This window comes from Sphingomonas liriopis (genome assembly GCF_024211255.1).
Classification (GTDB): domain Bacteria; phylum Pseudomonadota; class Alphaproteobacteria; order Sphingomonadales; family Sphingomonadaceae; genus Sphingomonas; species Sphingomonas liriopis.
The window spans coordinates 13415-35353 of the sequence record NZ_JAMLDY010000006.1 but is presented as its reverse complement, the minus strand read 5'-3'; the positions used below and the strand labels follow the sequence as shown (position 1 = coordinate 35353).

Annotated in this window: 28 protein-coding genes and 1 other RNA gene; 14 read left to right on the top strand and 15 right to left on the bottom strand. The window is 67.9% G+C overall.

The genetic code is table 11. From position 1 onward, the window contains the following. The first annotated feature begins 40 nt into the window (after window positions 1-40). Window positions 41-844: a methyl-accepting chemotaxis protein gene (locus M9979_RS06095; protein ID WP_277998423.1), complete on the top strand. Its 804-nt coding sequence runs from the start codon at window positions 41-43 to the stop codon at window positions 842-844. Window positions 845-1012: 168 nt separating this feature from the next. On the opposite strand, the gene M9979_RS06090 is transcribed toward M9979_RS06095, so the two are convergent. Together M9979_RS06090 and M9979_RS06085 are read right to left on the bottom strand one after the other, a co-directional pair. Beyond that, a complete protein-coding gene (locus M9979_RS06090; RefSeq protein ID WP_230630108.1) occupies window positions 1013-1198 on the bottom strand; it encodes a hypothetical protein in 186 nt (61 codons plus the stop codon). Beyond that, entirely contained in the window at window positions 1198-1623 is a 426-nt protein-coding gene (locus M9979_RS06085) for an MAPEG family protein (RefSeq protein WP_254288452.1), read from the bottom strand. The genes M9979_RS06090 and M9979_RS06085 overlap by 1 nt, the downstream gene beginning before the upstream one ends. Before the next feature lie 111 nt (window positions 1624-1734). Between M9979_RS06085 and M9979_RS06080 the strand changes: the two genes are divergently transcribed. Beyond that, window positions 1735-2508: an SDR family oxidoreductase gene (locus M9979_RS06080; protein ID WP_254288451.1), complete on the top strand. Its 774-nt coding sequence runs from the start codon at window positions 1735-1737 to the stop codon at window positions 2506-2508. Window positions 2509-2752: 244 nt separating this feature from the next. Here the strand turns inward: M9979_RS06080 and M9979_RS06075 are convergent, their stop codons facing one another. Then, the gene (locus M9979_RS06075) at window positions 2753-3835 is read right to left on the bottom strand and encodes a 1,9-bis(guanidino)-5-aza-nonane synthase (RefSeq protein ID WP_254288450.1); all 1083 of its coding nucleotides are present in this window, start codon (window positions 3833-3835) and stop codon (window positions 2753-2755) included. Between the two features lie 108 nt (window positions 3836-3943). Continuing rightward, window positions 3944-5185, bottom strand: coding sequence for a type III PLP-dependent enzyme (locus M9979_RS06070; protein WP_277998422.1), 1242 nt, complete (start codon window positions 5183-5185; stop codon window positions 3944-3946). A gap of 139 nt (window positions 5186-5324) precedes the next feature. Here M9979_RS06070 and M9979_RS06065 point away from each other — a divergent pair, with 139 nt between their 5' ends. Then, a complete protein-coding gene (locus M9979_RS06065; protein WP_254288449.1) occupies window positions 5325-6293 on the top strand; it encodes a threonine ammonia-lyase in 969 nt (322 codons plus the stop codon). A gap of 272 nt (window positions 6294-6565) precedes the next feature. Here M9979_RS06065 and mtgA read toward each other — a convergent pair whose 3' ends face one another. From mtgA to M9979_RS06045, 4 genes are read right to left on the bottom strand one after another with little or no spacing between them, the layout of a single operon-like run. After that, on the bottom strand, window positions 6566-7240 hold the full coding sequence (gene mtgA, locus M9979_RS06060) for a monofunctional biosynthetic peptidoglycan transglycosylase (RefSeq protein ID WP_254288448.1): 675 nt from the start codon (window positions 7238-7240) through the stop codon (window positions 6566-6568). A gap of 9 nt (window positions 7241-7249) precedes the next feature. Further along, window positions 7250-8725, bottom strand: a complete 1476-nt coding sequence (locus M9979_RS06055) for a flavin monoamine oxidase family protein (RefSeq protein WP_254288447.1) — start codon at window positions 8723-8725, stop codon at window positions 7250-7252. Window position 8726: 1 nt separating this feature from the next. Beyond that, window positions 8727-9632, bottom strand: a complete 906-nt coding sequence (gene rpoH, locus M9979_RS06050; RefSeq protein ID WP_254288446.1) for an RNA polymerase sigma factor RpoH — start codon at window positions 9630-9632, stop codon at window positions 8727-8729. A gap of 60 nt (window positions 9633-9692) precedes the next feature. Continuing rightward, entirely contained in the window at window positions 9693-10640 is a 948-nt protein-coding gene (locus M9979_RS06045; RefSeq protein ID WP_254288445.1) for an RluA family pseudouridine synthase, read from the bottom strand. A 20-nt stretch (window positions 10641-10660) separates the two neighbouring features. Between M9979_RS06045 and M9979_RS06040 the strand changes: the two genes are divergently transcribed. The 11 genes from M9979_RS06040 to M9979_RS05990 all read left to right on the top strand — a co-directional run bounded on the left by M9979_RS06040 (window position 10661) and on the right by M9979_RS05990 (window position 19377). After that, entirely contained in the window at window positions 10661-11062 is a 402-nt protein-coding gene (locus tag M9979_RS06040; protein WP_254288444.1) for a M67 family metallopeptidase, read from the top strand. Window positions 11063-11266: 204 nt separating this feature from the next. Beyond that, a complete protein-coding gene (locus M9979_RS06035) occupies window positions 11267-11911 on the top strand; it encodes a histidine phosphotransferase family protein (protein ID WP_254288443.1) in 645 nt (214 codons plus the stop codon). A 229-nt stretch (window positions 11912-12140) separates the two neighbouring features. Further along, window positions 12141-14456 (top strand): chemotaxis protein CheA, encoded by a 2316-nt coding sequence (locus tag M9979_RS06030; RefSeq protein ID WP_254288442.1) that lies wholly within the window; start codon window positions 12141-12143, stop codon window positions 14454-14456. Next, the gene (locus tag M9979_RS06025) at window positions 14456-14881 is read left to right on the top strand and encodes a chemotaxis protein CheW (protein ID WP_254288441.1); all 426 of its coding nucleotides are present in this window, start codon (window positions 14456-14458) and stop codon (window positions 14879-14881) included. The genes M9979_RS06030 and M9979_RS06025 overlap by 1 nt, the downstream gene beginning before the upstream one ends. 66 nt (window positions 14882-14947) lie before the next feature. Continuing rightward, window positions 14948-15313 carry a response regulator gene (locus M9979_RS06020; protein WP_254288440.1) on the top strand — a complete coding sequence of 122 codons (366 nt, stop codon included), beginning with the start codon at window positions 14948-14950 and terminating at the stop codon, window positions 15311-15313. Between the two features lie 21 nt (window positions 15314-15334). Beyond that, window positions 15335-16414, top strand: coding sequence for a chemotaxis protein CheB (locus tag M9979_RS06015; RefSeq protein WP_254288439.1), 1080 nt, complete (start codon window positions 15335-15337; stop codon window positions 16412-16414). Next, window positions 16411-17256, top strand: coding sequence for a CheR family methyltransferase (locus M9979_RS06010; RefSeq protein ID WP_254288438.1), 846 nt, complete (start codon window positions 16411-16413; stop codon window positions 17254-17256). The genes M9979_RS06015 and M9979_RS06010 overlap by 4 nt, the downstream gene beginning before the upstream one ends. 41 nt (window positions 17257-17297) lie before the next feature. Beyond that, entirely contained in the window at window positions 17298-17987 is a 690-nt protein-coding gene (locus tag M9979_RS06005) for an N-acetylmuramoyl-L-alanine amidase (RefSeq protein ID WP_254288437.1), read from the top strand. Window positions 17988-18060: 73 nt separating this feature from the next. Continuing rightward, window positions 18061-18468, top strand: an RNA gene (rnpB, locus tag M9979_RS06000) — RNase P RNA component class A. 43 nt (window positions 18469-18511) lie between these two features. After that, window positions 18512-19051 (top strand): J domain-containing protein, encoded by a 540-nt coding sequence (locus tag M9979_RS05995; RefSeq protein WP_254288436.1) that lies wholly within the window; start codon window positions 18512-18514, stop codon window positions 19049-19051. Further along, window positions 19036-19377 (top strand): (2Fe-2S) ferredoxin domain-containing protein, encoded by a 342-nt coding sequence (locus M9979_RS05990; protein ID WP_254288435.1) that lies wholly within the window; start codon window positions 19036-19038, stop codon window positions 19375-19377. Before M9979_RS05995 ends, M9979_RS05990 begins: the two co-directional genes overlap by 16 nt. Window positions 19378-19567: 190 nt before the next feature. Here M9979_RS05990 and M9979_RS05985 read toward each other — a convergent pair whose 3' ends face one another. The 7 genes from M9979_RS05985 to pspC form a co-directional block, all read right to left on the bottom strand. Then, window positions 19568-19972 carry a SufE family protein gene (locus M9979_RS05985; RefSeq protein ID WP_254288434.1) on the bottom strand — a complete coding sequence of 135 codons (405 nt, stop codon included), beginning with the start codon at window positions 19970-19972 and terminating at the stop codon, window positions 19568-19570. Between the two features lie 152 nt (window positions 19973-20124). Next, a complete protein-coding gene (locus M9979_RS05980; RefSeq protein ID WP_254288433.1) occupies window positions 20125-20361 on the bottom strand; it encodes a hypothetical protein in 237 nt (78 codons plus the stop codon). 14 nt (window positions 20362-20375) lie between these two features. Continuing rightward, window positions 20376-20621, bottom strand: a complete 246-nt coding sequence (locus tag M9979_RS05975; RefSeq protein ID WP_254288432.1) for a hypothetical protein — start codon at window positions 20619-20621, stop codon at window positions 20376-20378. Between the two features lie 24 nt (window positions 20622-20645). Then, entirely contained in the window at window positions 20646-20936 is a 291-nt protein-coding gene (locus M9979_RS05970; protein ID WP_254288431.1) for a hypothetical protein, read from the bottom strand. A 12-nt stretch (window positions 20937-20948) separates the two neighbouring features. Continuing rightward, window positions 20949-21212: a hypothetical protein gene (locus tag M9979_RS05965; protein ID WP_254288430.1), complete on the bottom strand. Its 264-nt coding sequence runs from the start codon at window positions 21210-21212 to the stop codon at window positions 20949-20951. A gap of 14 nt (window positions 21213-21226) precedes the next feature. Beyond that, window positions 21227-21535, bottom strand: coding sequence for a hypothetical protein (locus M9979_RS05960; protein WP_254288429.1), 309 nt, complete (start codon window positions 21533-21535; stop codon window positions 21227-21229). Window positions 21536-21564: 29 nt separating this feature from the next. Continuing rightward, entirely contained in the window at window positions 21565-21939 is a 375-nt protein-coding gene (gene pspC / locus M9979_RS05955) for an envelope stress response membrane protein PspC (RefSeq protein WP_254288428.1), read from the bottom strand.

Here is a 21939-nt window from a genome sequence, read left to right as displayed (position 1 = left end):
CCTAACCCGCCGTTTACCGTCGGCAGGTAGCCCACGCGTCATGCCCTTCGCGCTCGACCTGCTTCGCCATGCGTCCTTGTCGATCGCACCGTCGATCGTCGGCAAGGGGCGGTGCCTGCCGCACACCGCGTCGCTGGCGGCGGCGATCGACCGGTTCCGCGAACGCCACGACCTGCGCCTGCTCGCCATCGTCGATGACGAGATGCGGCCCGTGGGCGTGATCCGCGAGATCGACGTGCGCGGCGCGCGAGCGGCGCGGATCGATGCGGCGGGGCAGGCCTTCACCGCGGATGTCGCGCTGCTTGCCGGCGAGCTGGTCGCCAGCGCCGCCGCGGTCGATGACATGCTGCGGCTGATCCAGCGCATCGCCGGGCAGACCAACCTGCTCGCGCTCAACGCGGGGATCGAGGCGGCGCGGGTCGGCGAGGCGGGGCGCGGCTTTACGGTCGTCGCCAGCGAAGTGAAGACGCTGGCGCAGCAGACCGGCACCGCCGCCAGGGACATCGCCGTGCGCGTCGCCGAGATGCACCATCTGCTCGAGGAGGTGGTCGGCGGCCATCGCCTGCTCGACGCCGCGATGCGGCGGATCGCCGACACCGGCCAATCGATCGACATCGCGGTCGCCGCGCAGACCCGCACGACGCGGCGGATCGCGACGCATGTCGAGCAATCGGTCGAGGCAGGCGCCGCGATCGAGGACCGCGCGCGGGCGATCGACGACCAGTCGGTGGCGCTCGGCGCGGATGCGGCGGAACTGGAGGCGGTGTCGGCCGCGCTCGCCGGATCGACGGCCCGCCTGCGATCGCGCGCCGGCGCCTTCGTCGCGCTGGCGGCGCCGGTCTAGGGCGCGACACTTCACGCTCGCCAACTCTCCCCGTTCGCCCTGGTGGACAGGTCGTCGAGGCCCCCGGCCTCGACTGGAACGTCCGGGGGACGTTCCACCTGTCCACTGTCGAAGGGCCTGAGGCTCACCGTGCTTCGACAGGCTCAGCACGAACGGGGGATTGTTAAGTCAGCGCAGTTTGGCGATCGACAGGCCGTCGGCCTTGGCGCGATCCTTGGTCGATTCTTCGCTGCGGGTCAGCGCCTTGGCGATCGCCTTCAGTGCCATGCCCTTCTTGGCGAGCGTGTGGAGCTTCTGGATCTCGTCCTGCGTCCACGGCTGGCGGTGGCGTTCGAAGCCCTCTCCCTTGGCCATCAGAAGACCGCCATCGAGGCGTGGAGAGTCAGCCCGGCAAGCATGACGGTGGAGGCGAGGAACAGCATTAAGCGGGGCCCTACCTTGTTCACCGTCGCCTGCACCAGCGAATGTGCGATGCGCAGGGCCACATAGACCCAGGCAAAGGCGGCGTTGACGCCATCGCCGGTGCCGGTCAGCGCGATCACGGTGCACACCGCGTAGAACAGCGTCGGCTGCTCCATCAAATGGTTGTAATTGTGCGCCTTCCACTGCACCTCCGGTGGCAGCGCCCGGTCGGCATCCGACGCCTTCGACCCCACGAGCTTGCCGAGGTCGGCACCCGCCGCCTTCATCGCCGGCAGCCGGGTCGCCAGCATCCAGACGAGCATGACGAGCGTCCAGGCGATGAGCACGACCATCGGCCGCAGGATTTCACTGTGCATGTCGCTGTTCCCCTTCGGCGGCGGAGGCTGCCGTAAAGCCTGCGCCTTCGCAACCTTTCATCCGGCGACGGCCGCCATACATGGGAGCCTTCACGACCAAGGAACGATGCGATGAAGCCGAGCGGCAATACCATTCTGATGACCGGCGGTGGTTCCGGCATCGGCGCAGCGCTGGCGCACCGCCTGCACGATGCCGGCAATACCGTGATCGTCGCCGGGCGGCGGCAGGAGGCGCTGGATAAGGTCGCCGAGGGGCGGGCGAACATTCATGCGATGACGCTCGACGTCGAGAACGCCGCGGACGTCGAGGATTTCGCCGCGCGCGTGATCGCGGCGCATCCGGGGCTCAACGTCCTCTTCAACAACGCCGGGATCATGCGTTTCGAGACACTGACGTCGCGCCGCGATCTGTCGGATGCGGAGGCGACGATCGTCACCAACGTGCTCGGCCCGATCCGGGTGACCAACGCGCTGATCGATCACCTGACCGCGCAGCCCGACGCGGTCATCGTCAACGTCACCTCGGGGCTGGCGTTCGTGCCGCTGGTCGATGCGCCGACCTATTGCGCGACCAAGGCGGCGATTCACAGCTACACGCTGTCGTTGCGCGATGCGCTGCAGGGCAAGGTCGAGGTGATCGAACTGGCGCCGCCGGGCGTACAGACGACGCTGACGCCGGGGCAGGAGAAGCGATCGATGTACCAGCCGCTCGACGACTTCGCGGACGAGGTGATGCGCCTGTTCGCCGCCCAGCCGACGCCGGACGAAATTCTGGTCGAGCGCGTGCGGGGGTTCCGCAACGCCGAGCGCGACGGCAAGTTCGCCGAGACGATGCAGCAGCTCAACGATTTCGCGCGGAAGGCGCGGGCGGAGGCTGAGGCGTAACGCACGCCCGGCTCCGTTCGTGCTGAGCCTGTCGAAGCACTGGCTTCCGCAAGCACGGTATTGCGTGTGGAGAACTGCGCTTCGACAGTGGACAGGTGGAACGTCCCCCGGACGTTCCAGTCGAGGCCGGGGGCCTCGACGACCTGTCCACCAGGGCGAACGGGAGGTAGGCGTCGTTTGGTGAAACGAAAACGGCGCCCCGAATGGGACCGCGGCGCCGTTTCTCGTCAGGCGATAGGCCGACTTACTTGTCGAACAGCGTGCCCCAGCGGTGGACCGGGCGGTCCTTCCACAGGCCGCGGTGATAGGCGTCGGATGCCAGCAGCGGCATCACCGAGCCGGCTTCGGCGAAGACCATCTGCTCGATACCGGTGTTGACCTTGCCCCAGCTCGCCGCTTCCTGCAGCGTCGAGGACGAGCAGGCGCCGTCGCGGACGTCGGCGACGGTGATCTGTACCGCGTACTTGTGGACCTGCACGTCGTCGTGGCCGAGGATCTCGGCGCAGACGACGGTGTCCTGGATGAAGTTCTTCGGCACGCCGCCGCCGATCATCAGCAGACCGGTGACGCCCGCCTCGATCTTGATCTGCGTCAGTTCGCGGAAGTCGGCGACCGCGTCGATCATCAGGTAGGGCCGGCCGGCCTTGGCGGCATCGACCTGATGCTTGACGAGGCCGAAGCCCGCCGAGCTGTCGACGAACGCCGGGCAGAAGATCGGCACGTCATGCTCGTAGGCGAGCTTGACCAGGCTGTTGTCCTTCTTGCCGTGCTCGACGAGATACTTGCCCATCTCGCGGATGAACTCGCGGCTCGAATAGGCGCGCGGCTCGAGGCTTTCGGCGATCTCGAAGATCGTGTGGTCGACGTTCTGGAGCGCTTCCTCGTCGATGTACGTGTCGTAGATGCGGTCGATGTAGAGCGAGCGCAGCGTGTCGTCGTCGGGAATTTCCAGCGCCTGGAAATGCTTGTGGCCGAGGCCTTCGAAGAAATCCATGTCGACGATCGTGGCGCCGGTCGCGACGATGCCGTCGACCATGTTGTTGCGCACCAGCTCGGCATACAGGTCCATGCAGCCGCCCGCCGAGGTCGACCCGGCGATGACGAGGAAGATCGAGCAGTCCTTGTCGGCCAGCATCTGGTTATAGATGTTGGTCGCACGGCCGAGGTCGCGGCTGGTGAAGCTCATGTCCGCCATCGCATCGATGATCGGGCGCGCGTCGAAGCTGGTGATATCGATATGCTTGACCTGCTTCGACAGCAGCTCCGCCTTGCGGGTGTCGTTGATCGGCGCGTTGGCGCCGGCGGTCTTGGTGAGGGTGTCGGTCATGAAAAGCAAAACCTCAAGCAATAAGCCGTCATCCCAGCGAAAGCTGGGATCTCATGCGGCTTGAGATCCCAGCTTTCGCTGGGATGACGATAAAGTGACAGGTGGACGTTACAGCTTGACGACGTTGGTCGTCCGCTGTGCTGCGACGGACAGGTCCTCGATATAGACCGACAGCATCGGTTCGTCGGTGACGACGACGGTGTCGCCGGTGCCGAAGCCGTTGAAGCCGGTGCGCATCGCCGAGCCATAGGCGCCGAGCATACCGATCTCGAAATAATCGCCGGTGTTCGTGTCCGCGGGCAGCGGGAACGGGCCGGCCATGTAATCGAGGTCGTCGCAGGTCGGACCCCAGAAGGCGAAGTCCATGTCGCGTGCGTCGCTGTCGGGCTGGCGGAGCAGCTGCACCGGATATTTCCAGCCGATATGCGCCGCATCGAACAGCGTGCCATAGGCGCCGTCGTTGATGTACAGCTCGTTGCCGCGGCGCCGCTCGACGCGCACCACGACCGAGGCATATTCGGCGCACAGCGACCGGCCCGGTTCGGCCCACAATTCGGCCGAATAGCTGACCGGCAGGCTCTCGAACGCGCGGTGGATCGTCTCGAAGAAACGCTCCAGCGGCGGCGGGGTCATGCCGGGATAGCTCGACGGGAAGCCGCCACCGACGTCGATGACGTCCACGGTCACCGCCGCCTCGACGATCGCCGCGCGAACGCGCTCCATCGCGTTGGTGTACGCGTCGGGCGACATCGTCTGGCTGCCGACGTGGAAGCAGATGCCGAGCGCGTCCGCCACTTGGCGGGTCGCCATCAGCAGCTCCTTCGTCTCGCCGGGGCCGACGCCGAACTTCGAACCGAGGCTCAGCTTGGCATATTCCGACGACACGCGCAGCCGGACGCAGAGCGTCAGGTCGCTCGCACCACGGGTGGCACGGACGATCTTGTGGAGCTCTTCCATGCTGTCGAGCGAGAAGGTGCGCACGCCGTGAACGTCATACGCCTCGGCGATCGCCTCTTCCGACTTGACCGGGTGCATGAAGCAGCAGGTGGCATTCGGCAGCGTCGCCTTGACCAGGCGCACTTCGGCGATCGAGGCGGTATCGTAATGCGTGATGCCATTGTCCCACAGGATCTGCAGCAGATTGGGGGACGGGTTCGCCTTCACCGCATACATCGAACGACCCGGGAATTTCTCGACGAAGAACCGGGCCGCGCGCGCGGCGGCGTGCGGGCGAACGAGCGTGACCGGATCGACCGGCTTGCTCCTGGCGATGTCGATGCCTGCGCCGGTGTGAGCGGAACGGGCGGTCGAGAGGGGCGCTAGCCCCAGCGCGCTATCGTGCTTGGCCAATTCAAGGGACCTCCAATTGCCTTACGGCATACGGTGACAAAAGCTGCCTTGCGGTTGGAAGTCCCATGGGGCAGCGGAGGCGCGATCTATGGTCGTCGAACCCTCATGTAAAGTGGCTTGGACCACGAAAGGACGAAAAGTGACGATTCTGCGACAGCCGACACGTGCGGGGGTCCGCGACGCCGCCGAAAAGATCGCCCGCATCCTGCCGCCGACGCCGCTTTACGTCCACGAGATCAAGGGGATGCCGGTCGCGTTCAAGGCGGAATCGCTGCAGCCGATCGGCGCGTTCAAGATCCGCGGCGCGTGGCATCGGCTGACCGCATTGGACGATGCGGCGCGGGCGCGCGGGGTGGTCGCTTTCTCGTCGGGCAACCATGCGCAGGGAATCGCCTGGGCGGCGAAGCGGCTCGGCATGCCGGCGACGATCGTGATGCCCGGCGATGCTCCTAGAGCGAAGCTGGAGGGGACGTTGGCGCTGGGGGCGGAGGTGGTTCGCTACGACCGCGCGACCGAAAGCCGCGAGGGGATTGCCGCCCGCCTCGCCGAGGCGCGTGGTGCGACGCTGGTGCCGAGCTTCGACGATCCCTGGGTGATCGAGGGGCAGGGAAGCGCGGGGATCGAGGCGGAGGCGCAGATGGCGGCGGTCGGTCTGGGCGCGGTCGCGCGCGTGGTGGTGCCGTGCGGGGGCGGAGGCCTTGCCGCAGGGATCGCGCTGGGACTGAAGGACGCCGCGATCACCGTCGTCGAGCCGGAGGGCTGGGACGACATGCGCCGGTCGCTGGAGGCGTCGTGGATCGAGCCCGTCGGCGACAATCCGCCACCGACTGCCTGCGACGCGTTGCAGACGCAGCGGGTGTCGCCGCTGACCTTCGACGTGCTGTCGCGGCGTGACGCCACGGGCGTGGCGGTGAGCGAGGCGGAGACGGCCGCGGCGCAGCGCTGGGCGGCGGAGCATCTACGGCTGGTGGTGGAGCCCGGCGGCGCGGTGGCGCTGGCGGCGGTGCTCGCGGGCAAGGTTGCGGTAGAGCCGGGGCTGCTGGTGATCCTGTCGGGCGGCAACGTCGATGTGGACGCCTATGCGCGGGCGATTGGGCGCCAACGCTAACTCACCCCACCGTTCGTGCTGAGCCTGTCGAAGTACGGTGAGACTCAATGCCCTTCGACAGTGAGCAGGTGAAACGTCCCCCGAACGTTTCAGTCGAGGCCGGGGGCCTCGACGATCTGCTCACCAGGGCGAACGGGGGAGGTGAGGCAGCCCTGCCTCCCAATCCGTCATTGCTAGCGTAGCGAAGCAATCTAGGGCGTCCTGGTCCGGCTCTTGATTGCTTCGCGACGCTCGCAATGACGGAGGAAAGGTGGCGTCGCCTGTCCGCGCGATCACTTCAGGCAGGTATCCAGCCCGCCGCGCCGCACCATACCCACGTAGCGCGCCAGCGCGTTGCCGTGCCGCCGCACGAACCCATGCGGGTCGGTCGCCGCCCGCTTCTTGGGCAGCGGCAGCACCGCCGCGATCCGGCCCGCCTCGGTCGGCGACAGGCGGCTGGCGTCGTGGTTGAAATAGCGGATCGCCGCCGCATCCGCGCCATAGGTCCCGATCCCCGTCTCGGCGACGTTGAGATAGACCTCCATGATCCGCCGTTTGCCCCACAGCGTCTCGATCAGGACGGTGAAATAGGCCTCGAACGCCTTGCGGACATAGCCGCCGCGCTGAAAGAGGAAGACGTTCTTGGCGGTCTGCTGGCTTATCGTCGAGCCGCCGCGCAGCCGCTTGCCGCGCGCGTTGCTATAGGCGGCGCTGGCGATCCCCTTCCAGTCGAAGCCGTGATGCTCGCAGAAACGCGCGTCCTCGCCGGCGATCGCCGCGCGCGGCATGTCGGGGTCCATCTCGGACAGCGGCATCCACTGCTTGGTGACGCTGCGGCCACCCAAGAGGTCGCCCGCCATCGTCCAGGTGAACGGCACCGGCACGAAGCGATAGAGGCCGACCCACGCCACGGTGACGACGACGAAGATCAGCGCGGCCTTGGCCAGGATACGGGCGAAACGGAACATCGCCGCCTCTTACGGGGCGGGGGCCGCCGCCTTCAAGCCCAGGATCGCCTCCGCCGCCGTGATGCCGGTTTCGTAGGCGCCGTGCGCGGTGGAGAAATCGCGGGCCGAGCAGGCCTCGCCGGCGAAGAACAGGCGGTCGTCGACGGGGGCTGCGAGGATCGCGCGGGCGCCGGCATGGCCGACGCGGGCGTGGCTGTAGCTGCCGTGGATATGCGGCACCGCGCGCCAGTGCGTGGCGCCGAGCGGGGTGAGACGGCGGCGCCAGTCGCTGCCGAGCAGGCCGACGAGTTCGTCGATCGCGAAGGCGGTCGCGGCGGCTTCGTCCGCCATGGCTTCCGCGCACGCGCCGCCGAAGAAGCTCTCGACGATCGGCAGGCCGAACGGCGACAGGCGATGGCTGGCGGTGCAGGCGCTGTGCGGCTTGCCGGTGAGATGCGCGTGTGCCGGCCATTCCGGCGAATCGACCGCGAGGAACACCTTGTCGGCGAGCCCGAGCGGCAGCGCGGCGGCGGCGTCGTGCTTGGCCGGCAGCGGCGGATCGAAGCGGATCGCGTCATAGGCGGTGGTCGGGATGGCGAGGACGACGTGGTCCGCTTCGATAGTCCCGGCGGGTGTCTCGAGACGGATCGTACGGCCGCCGTGGTCGATGCGGGTGACGGGGGTGTTCAGGCGGACGGGGACGTCGCCGGCATGATGGACGACCAGCGTGCCGTAACCGGCGGGCAGCGCCCAATTGTCCTCCGTCGCAGCGTCTTCATACGCTGCCCAGTCGTGCAGCGACACGCGATCCAGCGGCGCGCCGTTGGCGTAGCCCGAGATCGCGTCGATCATCGGGCGCCATGGGTCGCTTTCGAGGACGAAGGCGGACAGCGGGCGGTCGGGGCCGTCGAGTGCGGCGTGGGCGGCGGTTTCAAACCGGTCGTAGGCGGCGCGGAACGCTTGTTGCTCGTCCGGCGGGAAGCCGAGATTGCGCCATTGCACGCCCCAATTGGGGGAGGATTTGTCGATTGCGAAGCCGGCGTGTTCGGCGATGGCGGTCCATGGGTTGTGCCGGGCGGAGTGGAGCCAGCCGCAGCCGAGGTCGACGGTGGCGCTGCCGCCATTCCACCCACCGTCCGTCACCCCAGCGAAAGCTGGGGTGGCGGGGGCAGGGGCAGGGGCAGGAACTGGGGTGGCTGCGGCGGCGGCGGCGGTGGCGGACGCGGCCCGCCCAACATACTCCGTCACCCCGGACTCGTTCCGGGGTCCACCGGGCGGCGAGCGCATCGCCTGAGCCTCTTTCGACTCCGCCTGCGGAAAAGTGGACCCCGGAACAAGTCCGGGGTGACGGCCGGCATGGGGCAGCCCGTGTAAAGACACACTCCGCGCCCGCCCGCCGAGGCGATCCCCCGCCTCGACCAGCAGCACGTCCTCGCCGGCGTCATACAACCGCCGCGCCGCGGCGATGCCGGCCGCACCGCCGCCGATGACGACGGTGCCGACCATCTTACGCCGCCGCGAGCAGCCGCTTTTCGCCAGCGATGCGCATCATCGCCTTCTGCAGCTTCTCGAACGCGCGCACCTCGATCTGCCGCACGCGCTCGCGCGACACGCCGTACACCTGCGACAGCTCTTCCAGCGTCTTCGGGTCGTCTGTCAGCCGCCGTTCGGTCAGAATATGCTTCTCGCGGTCGTTGAGGTCGTCCATCGCCGACACGAGCATGCCATGGCGGACGTCCGCCTCCTGCGCCTCGGCGACGACGCTGTCCTGCAACGGCGCATCGTCCTGCAACCAGTCCTGCCACTGGCCCTCGCCATCCTCGCGCATCGAGACGTTGAGCGACGTGTCGCCGCCCATCGCCATGCGGCGGTTCATGCTGACCACGTCGCTCTCGGCGACACCGAGGTCGGTGGCGATCTTGGTGATATGCTCGGGCTTGAGATCGCCGTCCTCGAACGCGTCGAGCTTCGACTTCATCCGGCGCAGGTTGAAGAACAGCTTCTTCTGCGCCGCGGTGGTGCCCATCTTCACGAGGCTCCACGAGCGCAGGATGTACTCCTGGATCGACGCGCGGATCCACCACATCGCATAGGTGGCGAGACGGAAGCCGCGATCGGGCTCGAACTTCTTCACGCCCTGCATCAGGCCGATGTTGCCCTCGGAGATCAGCTCCGACGTCGGCAGGCCGTAGCCGCGATAGCCCATCGCGATCTTGGCGACGAGCCGCAGGTGCGAGGTAACGAGCTGCGCTGCCGCATCGGTATCACCATGCTCCTGGAAGCGCTTGGCGAGCATGAATTCCTGCTCGGGCGCCAGAATGGGGAATTTCTTGATCTCGGACAGGTAGCGGTTGAGGCTCTGCTCCCCGCCGAGGGCAGGAATCGTCGCCGGGACGTTGCTGCGGGCTGCCATGATCTGAACTCCCTTTCTTGGAGGCATCCGTGCCGCGCTGCGGCGACGAACGGCTCGAACCTATACGTGAAGCTCGGTGAACAGTTCCTGCATATCGGCAGGCATCGGGCTTTCGAACGCCAAAGCGGTGCTTTTCACCGGATGGATGAACCCCAGATGCGCCGCATGCAAGGCCTGACGGCGGAAACCCAGGGTTTCGAGCAGCGCCTTGTGGCCACTCTTTGTTCTACCATAGACCGGGTCGCCCAGCAAGGCGTGGCCGATCGATGCCATATGCACGCGCACCTGATGTGTCCGTCCCGTCTCCAGTCGGCATTCGACCAGCGCGGCCTCGCGCAGCACCTCCATCGTGCGGAAATGCGTCACCGCGCGCTTGCCGCCCTGGACGATGGCGATCTTCTTGCGGTTGGTCGCCGAGCGGGCGAGGGGAGCGTCGACCTTGCCCTCCGCCGGGCGCGGCACGCCGCCGACGATCGCACGATAACGGCGGTCGATGCTGTGGTCGTGAAACTGGCGCGCGAGCCCTTCGTGCGCGCGATCGGTCTTGGCGGCGACCATCAGGCCGCTCGTGTCCTTGTCGATGCGGTGGACGATCCCCGGCCGCGCGACGCCGCCGATCCCCGATAGCGAGCCCTGGCAATGATGCAGTAGCGCGTTGACCAATGTCCCGTCGAGATTGCCCGCCGCCGGATGGACGACAAGCCCCGCCGGCTTGTCGATGACGATCAGATGCTCGTCCTCGTAGGCGATGACGAGCGGGATATCCTGTGCCTCGTTGTGCGGTAGCGTCGGGACCGGCACCGCGACGGCAAAACGGTCGCCCGCCGCCGCCTTCTTCGCGGCGTCGCGGACCATCTGCCCGTCGCGGGTCACCGCACCGCTGGCGATCAGCACCTTCAGCCGTTCGCGCGACAGCGTCGGCACCGCATCGGCGAGCGCACGATCGAGCCGCCAGCCGTCGGCCGTGGTCGCGATCGTCGCGTCTAGGATGGAAACCCCCCGGTCCATGTCGTAGCGATGTGGGCACGATGGTGATGATTGCAAGCGACCTCCTCGGACAAATCCTGCGCGCAGCGGCGGCGTCGCCGGACGCGGAGGTGTGCGGGTTGCTGTTCGGCGAGGATGGGGCGATCAGCGCCGTTCAGCCATGTCGCAACGTCGCAGCCGAGCCTGTGCGCCGGTTCGAGATCGACCCCGTCGCGCTGCTCGCGGCGCATCGCGCCATCCGGGCGGGAGGCCCGCCGATCGTCGGCCATTATCATTCGCACCCCACCGGGATCGCGGTGCCGTCGTCGTGCGATGCGGCGAGTGCCGTGCCCGATGGTTCGCTGTGGTTGATCGCCGCCGGGGGCGAGGTCCGCGCGTGGCGTGCGGTGGCGGATGGCGCAGTTGAGGGGCGGTTCGAGGCGGTATCCCTATTGGTGACATAAACCGAACGCTGCTACAAAATGCCTCGTCACCCCGGACTTGTTCCGGGGTCCACGGTGCCGCCTAGCCAGAGGCCGATGCGCGCGGGGATAAATGGACCCCGGAACAAGTCCGGGGTGACGACGGAATAGAGGATGGCAAAGCCTACTCTCTTGCACGCGCGATCGGCCTCCGCCACATCATTGCAGGTATTTCAGGGGATTTGAATGTCCGTCAGCCCGGTCGATTTCGCCAGCCTGCTGTGTTCGCGGCTGTGCCATGACCTCCTGTCGCCGGTCGGCGCGCTCAACAACGGGCTCGAACTGCTCGGCGACGAGAACGAGCCGGAGATGCGCGCGCGCGTCTTCCAGCTGCTGAGCGAGAGCGCGCGTGCCTCGGCGAACAAGCTCAAGTTCTTCCGCCTCGCCTTCGGAGCCGCCGGCGGGTTCGGCGAACAGGTCGACAGTCGCGAGGCGAAGACCGCGATCGAGGGGCTGCTCGCCGACAACAAGCGCACCACCTTCAACTGGTGGGTCGAGGCCGATACGCTGCCCAAGACGGCGTTGAAGGTGATGCTCAACCTGGCGCTGATCGCCAGCGAGGCGCTGGTCCGCGGCGGCACACTCGACGTCGGCGGCGAGGAGAATGGCGGCCAGCTGGAGATCGTCGTCAAGATCGAGGGGCCGCGGATCATCCTCGACCCCGAATTGCGTACGACGCTGGTAAACGGCGAGGGCGACGGCGGCGTCACCCCGCGCGCGGCGGCGGCCTATCTGGTTCATACCCTCGCCGGGCAGGCGGGCGGCGCGGTGCAGATCAGCGAACCGGCGGACAACGTGATGATCTTCGGCGCGGTATTCAACGCGGGCTAGGGTGCCATCCACCCTTTGTCACCCCGGACTTGTTCCGGGGGCCACCGGTCCGCGGGCGTATCGTTCTCGTTACAGTCCGTCCGCCTCGCCGCGGAGTGGACCCCGGAACAAGTCCGGGGTGACGCAGGAAGTGGGGCGGTTCGCCGAGCCCAACCCCGACCCCCGTCCCAGTAAACGCCGTCTTAACCCCTGATCGGCCAAGACCCGGCGCGTAACGTGCCGGGGGCCCATGGACGACCTGTTGCAGGAATTCATTGCCGAGACCCGCGAGACGCTGGAATCGCTGTCGGGGGAGATCGTCGCGTGGGAAGCTGATCCCGCCGACCGCGCGCGGCTGGATGCGATCTTCCGCTTCGTCCATACCGTCAAGGGAAGCTGCGGCTTCCTCGACCTGCCGCGGCTGGCGCGATTGAGCCATGCCGCCGAGGACGTGCTCGCCGCGGTGCGCGACGGCAAGCGCGTGCCCGATACCGCGCTGGTCAACGCCGTGCTCGGGATCGTCGATCGCATCGGCGAACTGGTCGAGGCGATCGATTCGGGCGCGGCGCTGGACGATTCGAGCGAGGACCTGCTGATCGCCGCGCTCGACGAGGATGCGCAGCCCGTCGCGCCGGCGCAGGCCGCCAACGTCCACCGCGCCAACAGCCGCTCGGTACGCCTCAACGTCGACCTGCTCGACCGGATGATGAGCGGCATGTCGGAGATGGTGCTGGCGCGCAACGAGCTCGCCCGCCGCCTGCGCGACGAGACCGTCGATCCGCTGGTCGAGGCGGCGCTGGAGCGCCTGTCGCTGACCGTCGCCGAGATGCGCGATACCGTCACGCGCACGCGGATGCAGAAGATCGACGCGCTGTTTTCCGCGCTGCCGCGGATGGTGCGTGATACCGCGGGCGAGCTCGGCAAGCAGGTGGTGCTGGGCATCGACGGCGCCGACGTCGAGCTGGACCGCGAGATGATCGAGCTGATGCGCGATCCCTTGGTCCACATCATCCGCAACGCGGTCGATCACGGCATCGAATCGCCCGCCGACCGCAAGGCGGCGGGCAAGCGCGAGGCGGGCCGGCTGGCGGTGTTGGCGCGCCAGTCGGGCAACCAGATCCTGATCGAGATCGCCGACGACGGCCGCGGCATCGACGTCGACCGGCTGGTCGAGAAGGCGAAGGCGCAGAAGCTGTTCACCCCGGCGCAGCTGGCGGCGATGGACGCCGCGGCGAAGCTCGACCTGATCTTTCACCCCGGCCTGTCGAGCCGCGATACGGTGACCGCCATTTCGGGCCGCGGCGTCGGCATGGACGTGGTGCGATCGAACATCGAACATATCGGCGGGCGCGTCCACCTCGCCAGCCAGCCCGGCAAGGGGCTGACGATCGTCATCTACGTGCCGCTGACGCTGTCGATCATGTCGACGATCGTCGTCGGCGTCGGCGACCAGCGCTTCGCGATCGCGCGCCAGTCGGTCGACGAGATCCTGCGCGTGCGCGGCGAGGCGGTGCGGATCGACACGGTCGGCGATGCCGAGGTGGCGACGGTGCGCGGCCGGCGGCTGCCGCTGGTGTCGCTCGCGCGGCTGCTCGGCATCGTCGAGAGCGAGAGCGAGGGAGGCGGCGGCGGGCAGACGCTGGCGATCGTCTCGACCCGCGACGGCGATTACGCGCTCGCGATCGACCGCGTCATCGATACCGAGGAACTGGTGGTGAAGCCCGCCGCACCGGTGGTGATGGCGACCGGGGTGTACGCCGGCCAGACGCTGCCCGATTCGGGGTTGCCGATGCTGCTGCTCGACGGATCGGGGATCGCGGCGATGGCGGGGCTGCGCTTCCAGCGCGCGCTCGCCGCCGAGGACGAGGGCGCCGCCGAGGAACGCGTCGCTGCCGTGCCGGCGCTGTTGTTCGAGGATCTGGACGGCCAGCGTCGGGTGATGCCGCTGGCGGCGATCGACCGCGTCGAGCCCGTTTCGACCGATGCCATCCGCATGACCGCGGGGCAGCTGCGCCTCGCCATCGGCGGTGCGCTGGTGCCGCTCCACACCGTCGCGCCGATCGGCGAGCGGCTGGAGGTGCCGGTGCTGCGCCTGACCGACGGGGTCAGCGATATCGCCTATGCGATCCACGAACCGATCGAGATCGTCCATCTGCCGACCGAGATCGCGCCCGCGCGCGGCAGCGGGCCGATCGCCGGCGTCGCGATGATCGGCGGCGAACAGGTCGAGCTGCTCGACGTCCACGCGCTGTTCGCCGGCGAGATCGCGCCGCGCCCGCCCGAGCGGTTGTGCTGGCTGCAGACCGACGGCAGCGGCTGGATGGAGACGTTCCTGCGCCCGATGCTCGACGCCTCGGGCTATCGCTGCGTCACGCAGGCGCCGCGCGACGGGCCGGCCGACGTCGTGCTGGTCATGGACGATGCGCCGGTCGCGCCGCAGGCGGCACGCAACGTCGTGCGGCTGCGTCGCGAGGTCGCTGCGCCGTCGGCACAGGCGACCAGCATCTATCGCTACGATCGCGCCGCGCTGCTCGACGCGCTGGCGCATGCCGTGGGAGGCCGCTGATGGACCTGTTCCTGATCGCGCAGATCGCCGGGCGCGGCGTCGCTATCGACACGACGCAGGTCGGATCGGTGGTCGACATCGCCGAGATCGTGGCGGTGCCGCGGACCGAGGCCGGGGTGCGCGGGCTGGTCGCGCTGCGCAGCCGGGTGGTGACGGTGATCGACACCGGCACCGCGCTGGGTCTGGACCCCACCCCCGATAGCGTGCGGCGCGCGGTCATCACCCGCATCGACGGGCATGACTATGCGATCCTCGTCGACGCGCTGGAGGATGTCGCGCTGTACGAACGCCAGCCGCTGTCGTCGGGCCTTGCGCTCGACCACGGCTGGGGCCGGGTCGGCATCGGCCTGATCGAACGCGATGGCGAACCTTTGCTGGTCGTCGATCTCGCGGCGCTGGTGCCGCAATACGCCTTGGCGGCTTAACGCGCCGCTTACCGTTCGCTGTCATACCCCCGCACCAGCGATCACCGCACGTATAGAGGCCCATTCATGAAGACCTGCCTGGTTGTCGATGATTCGAAGGTGATCCGAAAGGTCGCCCGCCACATCCTGGAGACGCTGGACTTCACCGTCACCGAGGCGTGCGATGGGCGCGAGGCGCTGGAGGCGTGCCTGGTATCGGCGCCCGACGTGATCCTGCTCGACTGGAACATGCCGGTGATGAGCGGAATGGATTTCCTGCGCGCGTTGCGCGAATCGGCGATCCCGTCGCGGCCCAAGGTGGTGTTCTGCACGACCGAGAACGGCATGGCCTATATCCGTGCCGCGATCGAGGCGGGGGCCGACGAATATGTCATGAAGCCGTTCGACCGCGACACGCTGGAATCGAAGCTCCAGATCGTCGGCATGGCCTGAGCCGCACGGAAAGGCCGGATCGTGGCGCCCGCCCTGCAACCTGCCGTCGAGGCCGAGGCCAACGACCCGGCATCGTCGCGCATCCTGATCGTCGATGATTCGGTGGTCGCGCGCGCGGTGATCGAGCGGATCGTCGCGGGCACAAAACGCTATGTCGTCGCCGCCAGCGTCAGCACGGTGGATGCGGCGCTGGCGTTCCTGGCGCGCGAATCGGTCGCCTTCATCCTGCTCGACGTCCAGCTGCCCGGCGTCGACGGCATCACTGCGCTGCCCGATCTGATCGCCGCGGGGCAGGGGGCGGCGATCCTGATCGTCTCGGGCTCCGCCACCGCGGGCGCGTCGGTCACCGTCCAGGCGCTGACATTGGGCGCCGCCGATACGCTGTTGAAACCCGCCGCGGGCGAGCGGATGACGCTGTTCAGCGACGCGCTGGTCGACAAGCTCGATCGCCTCGCCAACCCTGCGCGGATCGCCGGCATCGCCAGCGCATCCGCCGCCGCGCCGGTGCCGATGGCGGTCACCGACGAATATGACGTCGTCGCGATCGGCGCCTCGACCGGTGGCATCCACGCGCTCAGCCAGCTGTTGCGCGCGATCCCGCCCGAATTCCGCCTGCCGATCCTCATCACCCAGCATCTGCCGGCATCGTTCATGCCCTATTTCGCCGCGCAGCTCGCGGTCCTCGCCGGCCGGCCGTGCGAGGTGGCGACCGACCGGCTGCGGCTGCGCCCCGGCCGCATCCTCGTCGCCCCCGGCGACGCGCATATCCGCTGCGTCGCGCTGGCCGACGGATCGGCGGCGATCCGGCTGAACAGCGAACCCAGCCAGAGCGGCTGCATGCCATCGGTCGATCCGATGTTCGCGTCGATGGCCGGCGTGTTCGGATCGCGGATGCTGGCGATCGTATTGAGCGGCATGGGCCGCGACGGCGTCGACGGCGCGCGGCAGGTGCATCAGGCGGGGGGATGCGTGGTGGTACAGGATCAGGCGAGCTCGGTGATCTGGGGCATGCCCGGCGCGGTCGCCGACGCGGGCGTCGCCGATGCGATCCTGCCACCCGACACGATCGGCATGCTCGCCGCGGCACGGCGCCGCCCGTGAGCGCCGCGCCCCTTCCCGTCTCGCAGGTCGCGCTCAACGTGTTCAGCGCGCTGCTCGAGGCACGCACCGGCCAGCGGATCGCCAGCTATCGTTCGTGGCGGATCGATACCGCGCTGAAGCCGCTGCTGCGCACGCATGGCCTCGATACGCTCGACCAGCTCGTCACGCTGCTGCTCGACGGCAACGATCCGCGGATCGGCGACCAGATCGTCGATGCGCTGCTCAACCAGGAAACCTCGTTCTTCCGCGACGCGCCGATCTTCGACCTGGTGGTCGAGGCGGTGGCGGGCGTCGAGGCGGCGGGGCGGCGGCCGCGCATCTGGTGCGCGGGCTGTTCGACCGGGCAGGAGCCGCTGTCGCTCGCCATACTGTTCGCCGAGCGCGTCGACACCGGCGGCACGATGCCGGAGATCGTCGCGACCGACGTGTCCGACGCCGCGGTCGCCCGCACCCGCGCCGGGCGCTTCAACCAGTTCGAGATCCAGCGCGGCCTGCCGATCCGGCGGATGATGCGCTGGTTCGACGCCGATGGCGACGACTGGGTGGCGAAGCCCGAGCTGACGCGATCGGTCGCCGTGCGCCGGCAGAACCTCGTGTCCGATCGCCCGCCCGCCGGCGCGTTCGACCTCGTCCTGTGCCGCAACGTCCTGCTCTATCTGTCGACCGAGGCGAAGGCGGAGGTGTTCGAGCGGTTCGCGACCGCGATCCGGCCGGGCGGCACGCTGGTGCTCGGCGCCGGCGAGACGGTGATCGGCCAGACCCGCCTGTTCGAGCCGAGCCGCACCTTGCGCGGATTCTACGATCGCGTCGCGGTGCCCGCGGTCCAGCGCCGGGTCGCCTGACGCCCCTTACGTCGCGGCGCGCGCTGGGCTAACGTGGCGGTATGACCATCCTCGACACGCCCTCGCCGAACTTCGACGAGCGGACGCTGCCGATCAGCATGATCGTGCTTCACTATACCGGCATGCAGGACGGCCCGTCCGCGCTGGCGCGGCTGCGCGATCCCGCGGCGAAGGTGTCGTCGCACTATCTGGTCGAGGAGGACGGCACGATCTGTCGCCTGGTGGCGGAGGACAAGCGCGCCTGGCACGCGGGCAAGTCGCACTGGCGCGGGGTGACCGACGTCAATTCGGCGAGCGTCGGGATCGAGATCGTCAACCCGGGTCACGAATTCGGCTATCGCCCGTTCGCCGACGAACAGATCGACGCGCTGCTGCCGCTGGTCGCCGCGATCAAGGAGCGTTACGGCATCACACGCGGCAACGTCGTCGGCCATTCGGACATCGCGCCGACCCGCAAGCGCGACCCCGGCGAGCTGTTCCCCTGGTCGCGCCTCGCCCGGCTGCGCCTCGCGCTGCCGCGGCCGACGCGCGGGCTGATGGACCCGATGTGGACGCAAGGCGGCTTCCTGCTCGCGCTCGAACGTTTCGGCTATGACGTCGGCAACGCGATGGCGGCGATCATGGCGTTCCAGCGCCGCTTCCGCCCCGAACTGATCGACGGCGAGATCGACGCCGAATGCCGCATGATCCTGCTCGCGCTATTGCTTCCCAAACCGCAGGGGGATGAATGATATGTGCTGAACGCTGCGGTAGAGCAGCGTGCGCCGCTTCCCTAGCGCGCTTTCGCGCGCTAGGGCGGGAACGTCAGAGGGTCGGGCGGCCGCGGGCACCTTCGGGCGCGCGAGGAAAGTCCGGGCTCCGCGAAACGACGGTGCCGGGTAACGCCCGGCGGGGGCGACCCCAGGGACAGTGCCACAGAGAGCAGACGGCGACCGCTTCGGCGACGCCATGGTGAAAGGGTGCGGTAAGAGCGCACCGCGCGCCCGGTAACGGGGGCGGCACGGCAAACCCCACCGGGAGCAAGACCGAATAGGGACGGCAGAGGGGCCGCCCCAAAAAGTATTACTTTTTGAGGAACCCCATGGGCTTCGTTTCAGCTCGTCGTCCGGGTTGGTTGCTGGAGGCGGCGCGCAAGCGTCGTCGTAGAGGAATGGTCGCCCATCTTCCCGCAAGGGGAGTGGACAGAACCCGGCTTACAGACCCTCTGACATTCGCTGCGGTTGCGCCGCCCGTCCAAGGGCTTATGTGAGCCGCCATGGCGCGCAGCACGTCCCGAACGAACGACTGGGGGTTTCCCCGCTGGCGCGGCTACGGCTCGAGCCGCGAGGCGACGACGGTGCGGCTGTGCGACCGCCACGGCTGCGAGGCGCCGGGCAATTGTCCCGCGCCCAAATCGCCCAACAGCCCCGACCGCTGGTATTTCTGCGAAACGCACGCCGCCGAATACAATCGCGGCTGGAATTATTTCGAGGGCCTGTCCGCCGAAGAAGCGGCGAGCCGCGAGGCATCGGAGAGTCGCACCGCATCGGGCTATGCCAATGCCGGTCATTACGCCTGGGGCGGCCCCGGCGACGGCAGCCGCTCGCGCGACGAGATGCGGGCGCTGGAAGCGCTGGGGCTGGAGGGCGACGCCGATTTCGAGGCGGTGAAGACCGCGTGGCGGCGCCTCGCCAAGGCCAATCATCCCGACGTGCGGCCCGGCGATGCCGACGCCGCGGTGCGTTTCCAGACGGTGCAGGCGGCCTACGAGGTGCTGCGATCGGCGGAGGAGCGGCGCGAGTGGCGCCCCAGCTGAAGCGGGTCCCCAGCGCCTGGACCGGCGCGGTGCTGGTCTGCGGCAAATGTTCGAAGAAACTGGACGGCGGCTTCGGCAAGAAGGGGCGGGCCCCGCTCGCCAGGATGCTGCGCAAGATCATGGGGCTGAAGAAGGGCCGCAAGGCGACGCTCGGCGTGGTCGAGACGCGGTGCCTGGGGCTGTGCCCGCGCGATGCGGTGGCGATGATCGACGGCCGCGCGCCGGGGACGTGGCTGGTGGTACCGCGCGGAGCGGATGTGGTGGAACTGGCGGCGCGGCTGGAGCAGGAGCGATCCGGTGGGGCGGGGCCTGTCGACGCATCCTGAGATTCAGGCACTTCGACAGGCTCAGTGCGAACGGTTTGGGTGGCGGGCTATGGTATGATGCGTGGTATCCCTGCCGCCATTCCGTCATCCCCGCGCAGGCGGGGATCCATACTGGCTAACCTCAGTGAGGCTCAGAACCCTTCGTGATTATGGATCCCCGCCTGCGCGGGGATGACGAACGGTGGGGTATTCAGGCGTAGCGCAGCGCCGTCTCGCGGATCAGCGCGATCATGTTGGGGATGCCGGAGGTTCGTTTTGATGAGAGGTGCTTACTGACCTCGAAAGGCCTAAGTTCCTCCTCAACATCAACGTTCAAAATGTCGGCTGGCTGTTTGTCCTGTACCGTCATTAAGACCAAAGCGATGATGCCTTTCACAACTCCAGACTTCGAATCTGCTAGAAAGTGAAGCGTGCCGTCAGCATTCCGCGTGGGATACGTCCAAACCTCGGCCGTACACCCTTTTACAAGCGTCGTATCGGTCTTCAGCGCATCGGGCATGGGCTCAAGAGCCTTTCCCTGATCGATCAAAAGCTCGATGCGGTCAAAGCCTTCCAAGAAAAGATATTCGTCGCGGACGTCGGCGATGCTGGTCATGGCCGCCGCGGTACAGGCGGGGCGGGGCGGGGGCAATCGGTGTTGGCCGTCCTGCCGGTTCGTCATCCCACGCAGGGGACACTGGGGGGCGCCCGCCACTCCACCCCTTCATCATCCCGGCGTTCGCCGGGATGACGGAAGGGAAGGGCGGATCACAAATCGACACCCGCCGCGATCGCCTCGAGCTTCTTGATCCGCTCCTTCAGGTCGGCGATCTCGATCCGCGATCCGGCGGACGGCATCGGCGGGACGGCGTCCTGGGCGACGTCGAGCTGCTGGTGCTTGAGCGCCAGCCAGCTGCGCCAGCCCGACAGGCCGGCGGTGGTGACCATCGCGAGGCCGGCCAGCGACGAGAGCGACACGGTCAGATAGACGTTGGGGTCGTACATGGTCCGCCTCCTTTCTAGCGGTCGCGCAGCCGTTCGATCTCATGACTGAGATCGGTGGTACTGCGATTGTCGGTGATGACGCGCTCCAGCACCTGGATGCGCTCCTTCAGCAGCTGCACTTCGTAGGCGAGGCGGTGGGTATCGTCGCTCGCCGGCGGTGCGGCCATGTCGCTGCGGGCGTGGGCGGCGAAGCGGGCGCGCAGCACGCCACCGATCATCACCAGCGCCACGATCGCGACGATCATCTCTGCGGGGTTCATGGGTGCGAATCCTCGTATTCGGGATCAGTTGATCGGCAGGCGCGCGGCGGGGCGGGGATCGCGCAGGTCCTCGATCTCGCGCGCCAGGTCGACGCCGCGGTCGGTGACGATGCGTTCGAGCACGCGGACGCGCTCCTCCAGCCGTTCGGTATGGGCGGCATATTGCGCCGCCTTCTCCGCCGTCTGCGCATTGAGCGCGCTCGCCATCGTTTCCTTGTGCTTGAGCCAGCGCCTGAACATCTCGCTGCCGATGCCGAGGATCACCGGCAGGCCGATGACGACGAAGGCGAGCATGAAGATCGTAAAGCCGTTCATCGATCGTTCCTTCTAGCCGACACGCAGCTGTTCGATTTCATGGCCCAGCCGATGCGAGCGGTCGGTCACGATGCTCTCGACCGTCGCCAGCCGCTCCTGCAGCCGGTCGATCTGGCCGATACGGCGGGCATTCTCGGCATCGAGCAGGTCGATGTTCTGGCGCGCCTCCAGATCGGGAGCGATGATCGCCTGGCGCACCTTGCGACGGCCGTACCACTGGATGGCCAGCGTGATCGCGGCGCCGAGGAACATGAAAAAAACGTGATCGGGTCCCATGGCGGGGGCTCCTTCTAGCGGTCGCGCAGCGCCTCGATCTCGCGGGCGGTGCGCTCGGCGGGATCGGTGGCGATGCGTTCGAGGACGGCGATGCGTTCCTCCAGGCGGCCGACCTGCCCGGTCAGCTTGTCGTTCTCGTTGGTGAGCAGCATGATCTTGCGCTCCGCCTCGAGGTCCGTTTCGGCCTCCGCGCCGCGGCGCCGGCGGCTGCGGTAGTCCAGCGGCGGATAGCCATGCTTGGTGCGTAACCAGTTGTTCGCGATCCAGGTCACCGGCCCGATCGCAATCGCGGTAATCGGGATCATCAGCGCAAGGTCCGACATCGTCTTCTTCCCTTTCGGTCAAGCCCGTCTCAGCGCAGGCTGTCGATTTCCTCGGCCAGCCGGTTGTTGCGACTGGTATAGTGCAGCTCCATGTCGGCGAGCCGGCGGTCGATATCGCGCAGCTTGCTGCGGACTTCGGTGGTCGAGCGCTTGGGGTTCGAGCGCACGCCCTGCCAGAACTTGGCGTCCTCCTGCGTTTCGTAGAGGCCGCTCGGCTTCTTGGGCGCCAGCCATGCGGCGGCGAGGTAGCCGATCAGCACCCAGCCCGAGGTGGCGATGGTCAGCACGACCATGGCGACGCGGACCAACGTGATGTCGAAGCCGGTGTAATCGGCGATCCCCGAACACACGCCGGCCCATTTGCCGTTCGGCTTGTCGAGGTAGAATTGGGTGCGGGCGGACAT

What these genes read in the sequence shown, in the direction of transcription:
- M9979_RS06085 (WP_254288452.1), bottom strand. Translation starts at nt 1,623, where the DNA reads ATGCACAGTGAAATCCTGCGGCCGATGGTCGTGCTCATCGCCTGGACG.
- pspC (WP_254288428.1), bottom strand. Translation starts at nt 21,939, where the DNA reads ATGTCCGCCCGCACCCAATTCTACCTCGACAAGCCGAACGGCAAATGG.
- M9979_RS05985 (WP_254288434.1), bottom strand. Translation starts at nt 19,972, where the DNA reads ATGACCAGCATCGCCGACGTCCGCGACGAATATCTTTTCTTGGAAGGC.
- rpoH (WP_254288446.1), bottom strand. Translation starts at nt 9,632, where the DNA reads ATGGCAGCCCGCAGCAACGTCCCGGCGACGATTCCTGCCCTCGGCGGG.
- M9979_RS06030 (WP_254288442.1), top strand. Translation starts at nt 12,141, where the DNA reads ATGGACGACCTGTTGCAGGAATTCATTGCCGAGACCCGCGAGACGCTG.
- M9979_RS06095 (WP_277998423.1), top strand. Translation starts at nt 41, where the DNA reads ATGCCCTTCGCGCTCGACCTGCTTCGCCATGCGTCCTTGTCGATCGCA.
- M9979_RS06020 (WP_254288440.1), top strand. Translation starts at nt 14,948, where the DNA reads ATGAAGACCTGCCTGGTTGTCGATGATTCGAAGGTGATCCGAAAGGTC.
- M9979_RS06005 (WP_254288437.1), top strand. Translation starts at nt 17,298, where the DNA reads ATGACCATCCTCGACACGCCCTCGCCGAACTTCGACGAGCGGACGCTG.
- M9979_RS05980 (WP_254288433.1), bottom strand. Translation starts at nt 20,361, where the DNA reads ATGTACGACCCCAACGTCTATCTGACCGTGTCGCTCTCGTCGCTGGCC.
- M9979_RS06035 (WP_254288443.1), top strand. Translation starts at nt 11,267, where the DNA reads ATGTCCGTCAGCCCGGTCGATTTCGCCAGCCTGCTGTGTTCGCGGCTG.
- M9979_RS06040 (WP_254288444.1), top strand. Translation starts at nt 10,661, where the DNA reads ATGGTGATGATTGCAAGCGACCTCCTCGGACAAATCCTGCGCGCAGCG.
- M9979_RS06025 (WP_254288441.1), top strand. Translation starts at nt 14,456, where the DNA reads ATGGACCTGTTCCTGATCGCGCAGATCGCCGGGCGCGGCGTCGCTATC.
- M9979_RS05995 (WP_254288436.1), top strand. Translation starts at nt 18,512, where the DNA reads ATGGCGCGCAGCACGTCCCGAACGAACGACTGGGGGTTTCCCCGCTGG.
- M9979_RS05965 (WP_254288430.1), bottom strand. Translation starts at nt 21,212, where the DNA reads ATGGGACCCGATCACGTTTTTTTCATGTTCCTCGGCGCCGCGATCACG.
- M9979_RS06045 (WP_254288445.1), bottom strand. Translation starts at nt 10,640, where the DNA reads ATGGACCGGGGGGTTTCCATCCTAGACGCGACGATCGCGACCACGGCC.
- M9979_RS06075 (WP_254288450.1), bottom strand. Translation starts at nt 3,835, where the DNA reads ATGACCGACACCCTCACCAAGACCGCCGGCGCCAACGCGCCGATCAAC.
- mtgA (WP_254288448.1), bottom strand. Translation starts at nt 7,240, where the DNA reads ATGTTCCGTTTCGCCCGTATCCTGGCCAAGGCCGCGCTGATCTTCGTC.
- M9979_RS06080 (WP_254288451.1), top strand. Translation starts at nt 1,735, where the DNA reads ATGAAGCCGAGCGGCAATACCATTCTGATGACCGGCGGTGGTTCCGGC.
- M9979_RS06090 (WP_230630108.1), bottom strand. Translation starts at nt 1,198, where the DNA reads ATGGCCAAGGGAGAGGGCTTCGAACGCCACCGCCAGCCGTGGACGCAG.
- M9979_RS06055 (WP_254288447.1), bottom strand. Translation starts at nt 8,725, where the DNA reads ATGGTCGGCACCGTCGTCATCGGCGGCGGTGCGGCCGGCATCGCCGCG.
- M9979_RS05975 (WP_254288432.1), bottom strand. Translation starts at nt 20,621, where the DNA reads ATGAACCCCGCAGAGATGATCGTCGCGATCGTGGCGCTGGTGATGATC.
- M9979_RS05960 (WP_254288429.1), bottom strand. Translation starts at nt 21,535, where the DNA reads ATGTCGGACCTTGCGCTGATGATCCCGATTACCGCGATTGCGATCGGG.
- M9979_RS05970 (WP_254288431.1), bottom strand. Translation starts at nt 20,936, where the DNA reads ATGAACGGCTTTACGATCTTCATGCTCGCCTTCGTCGTCATCGGCCTG.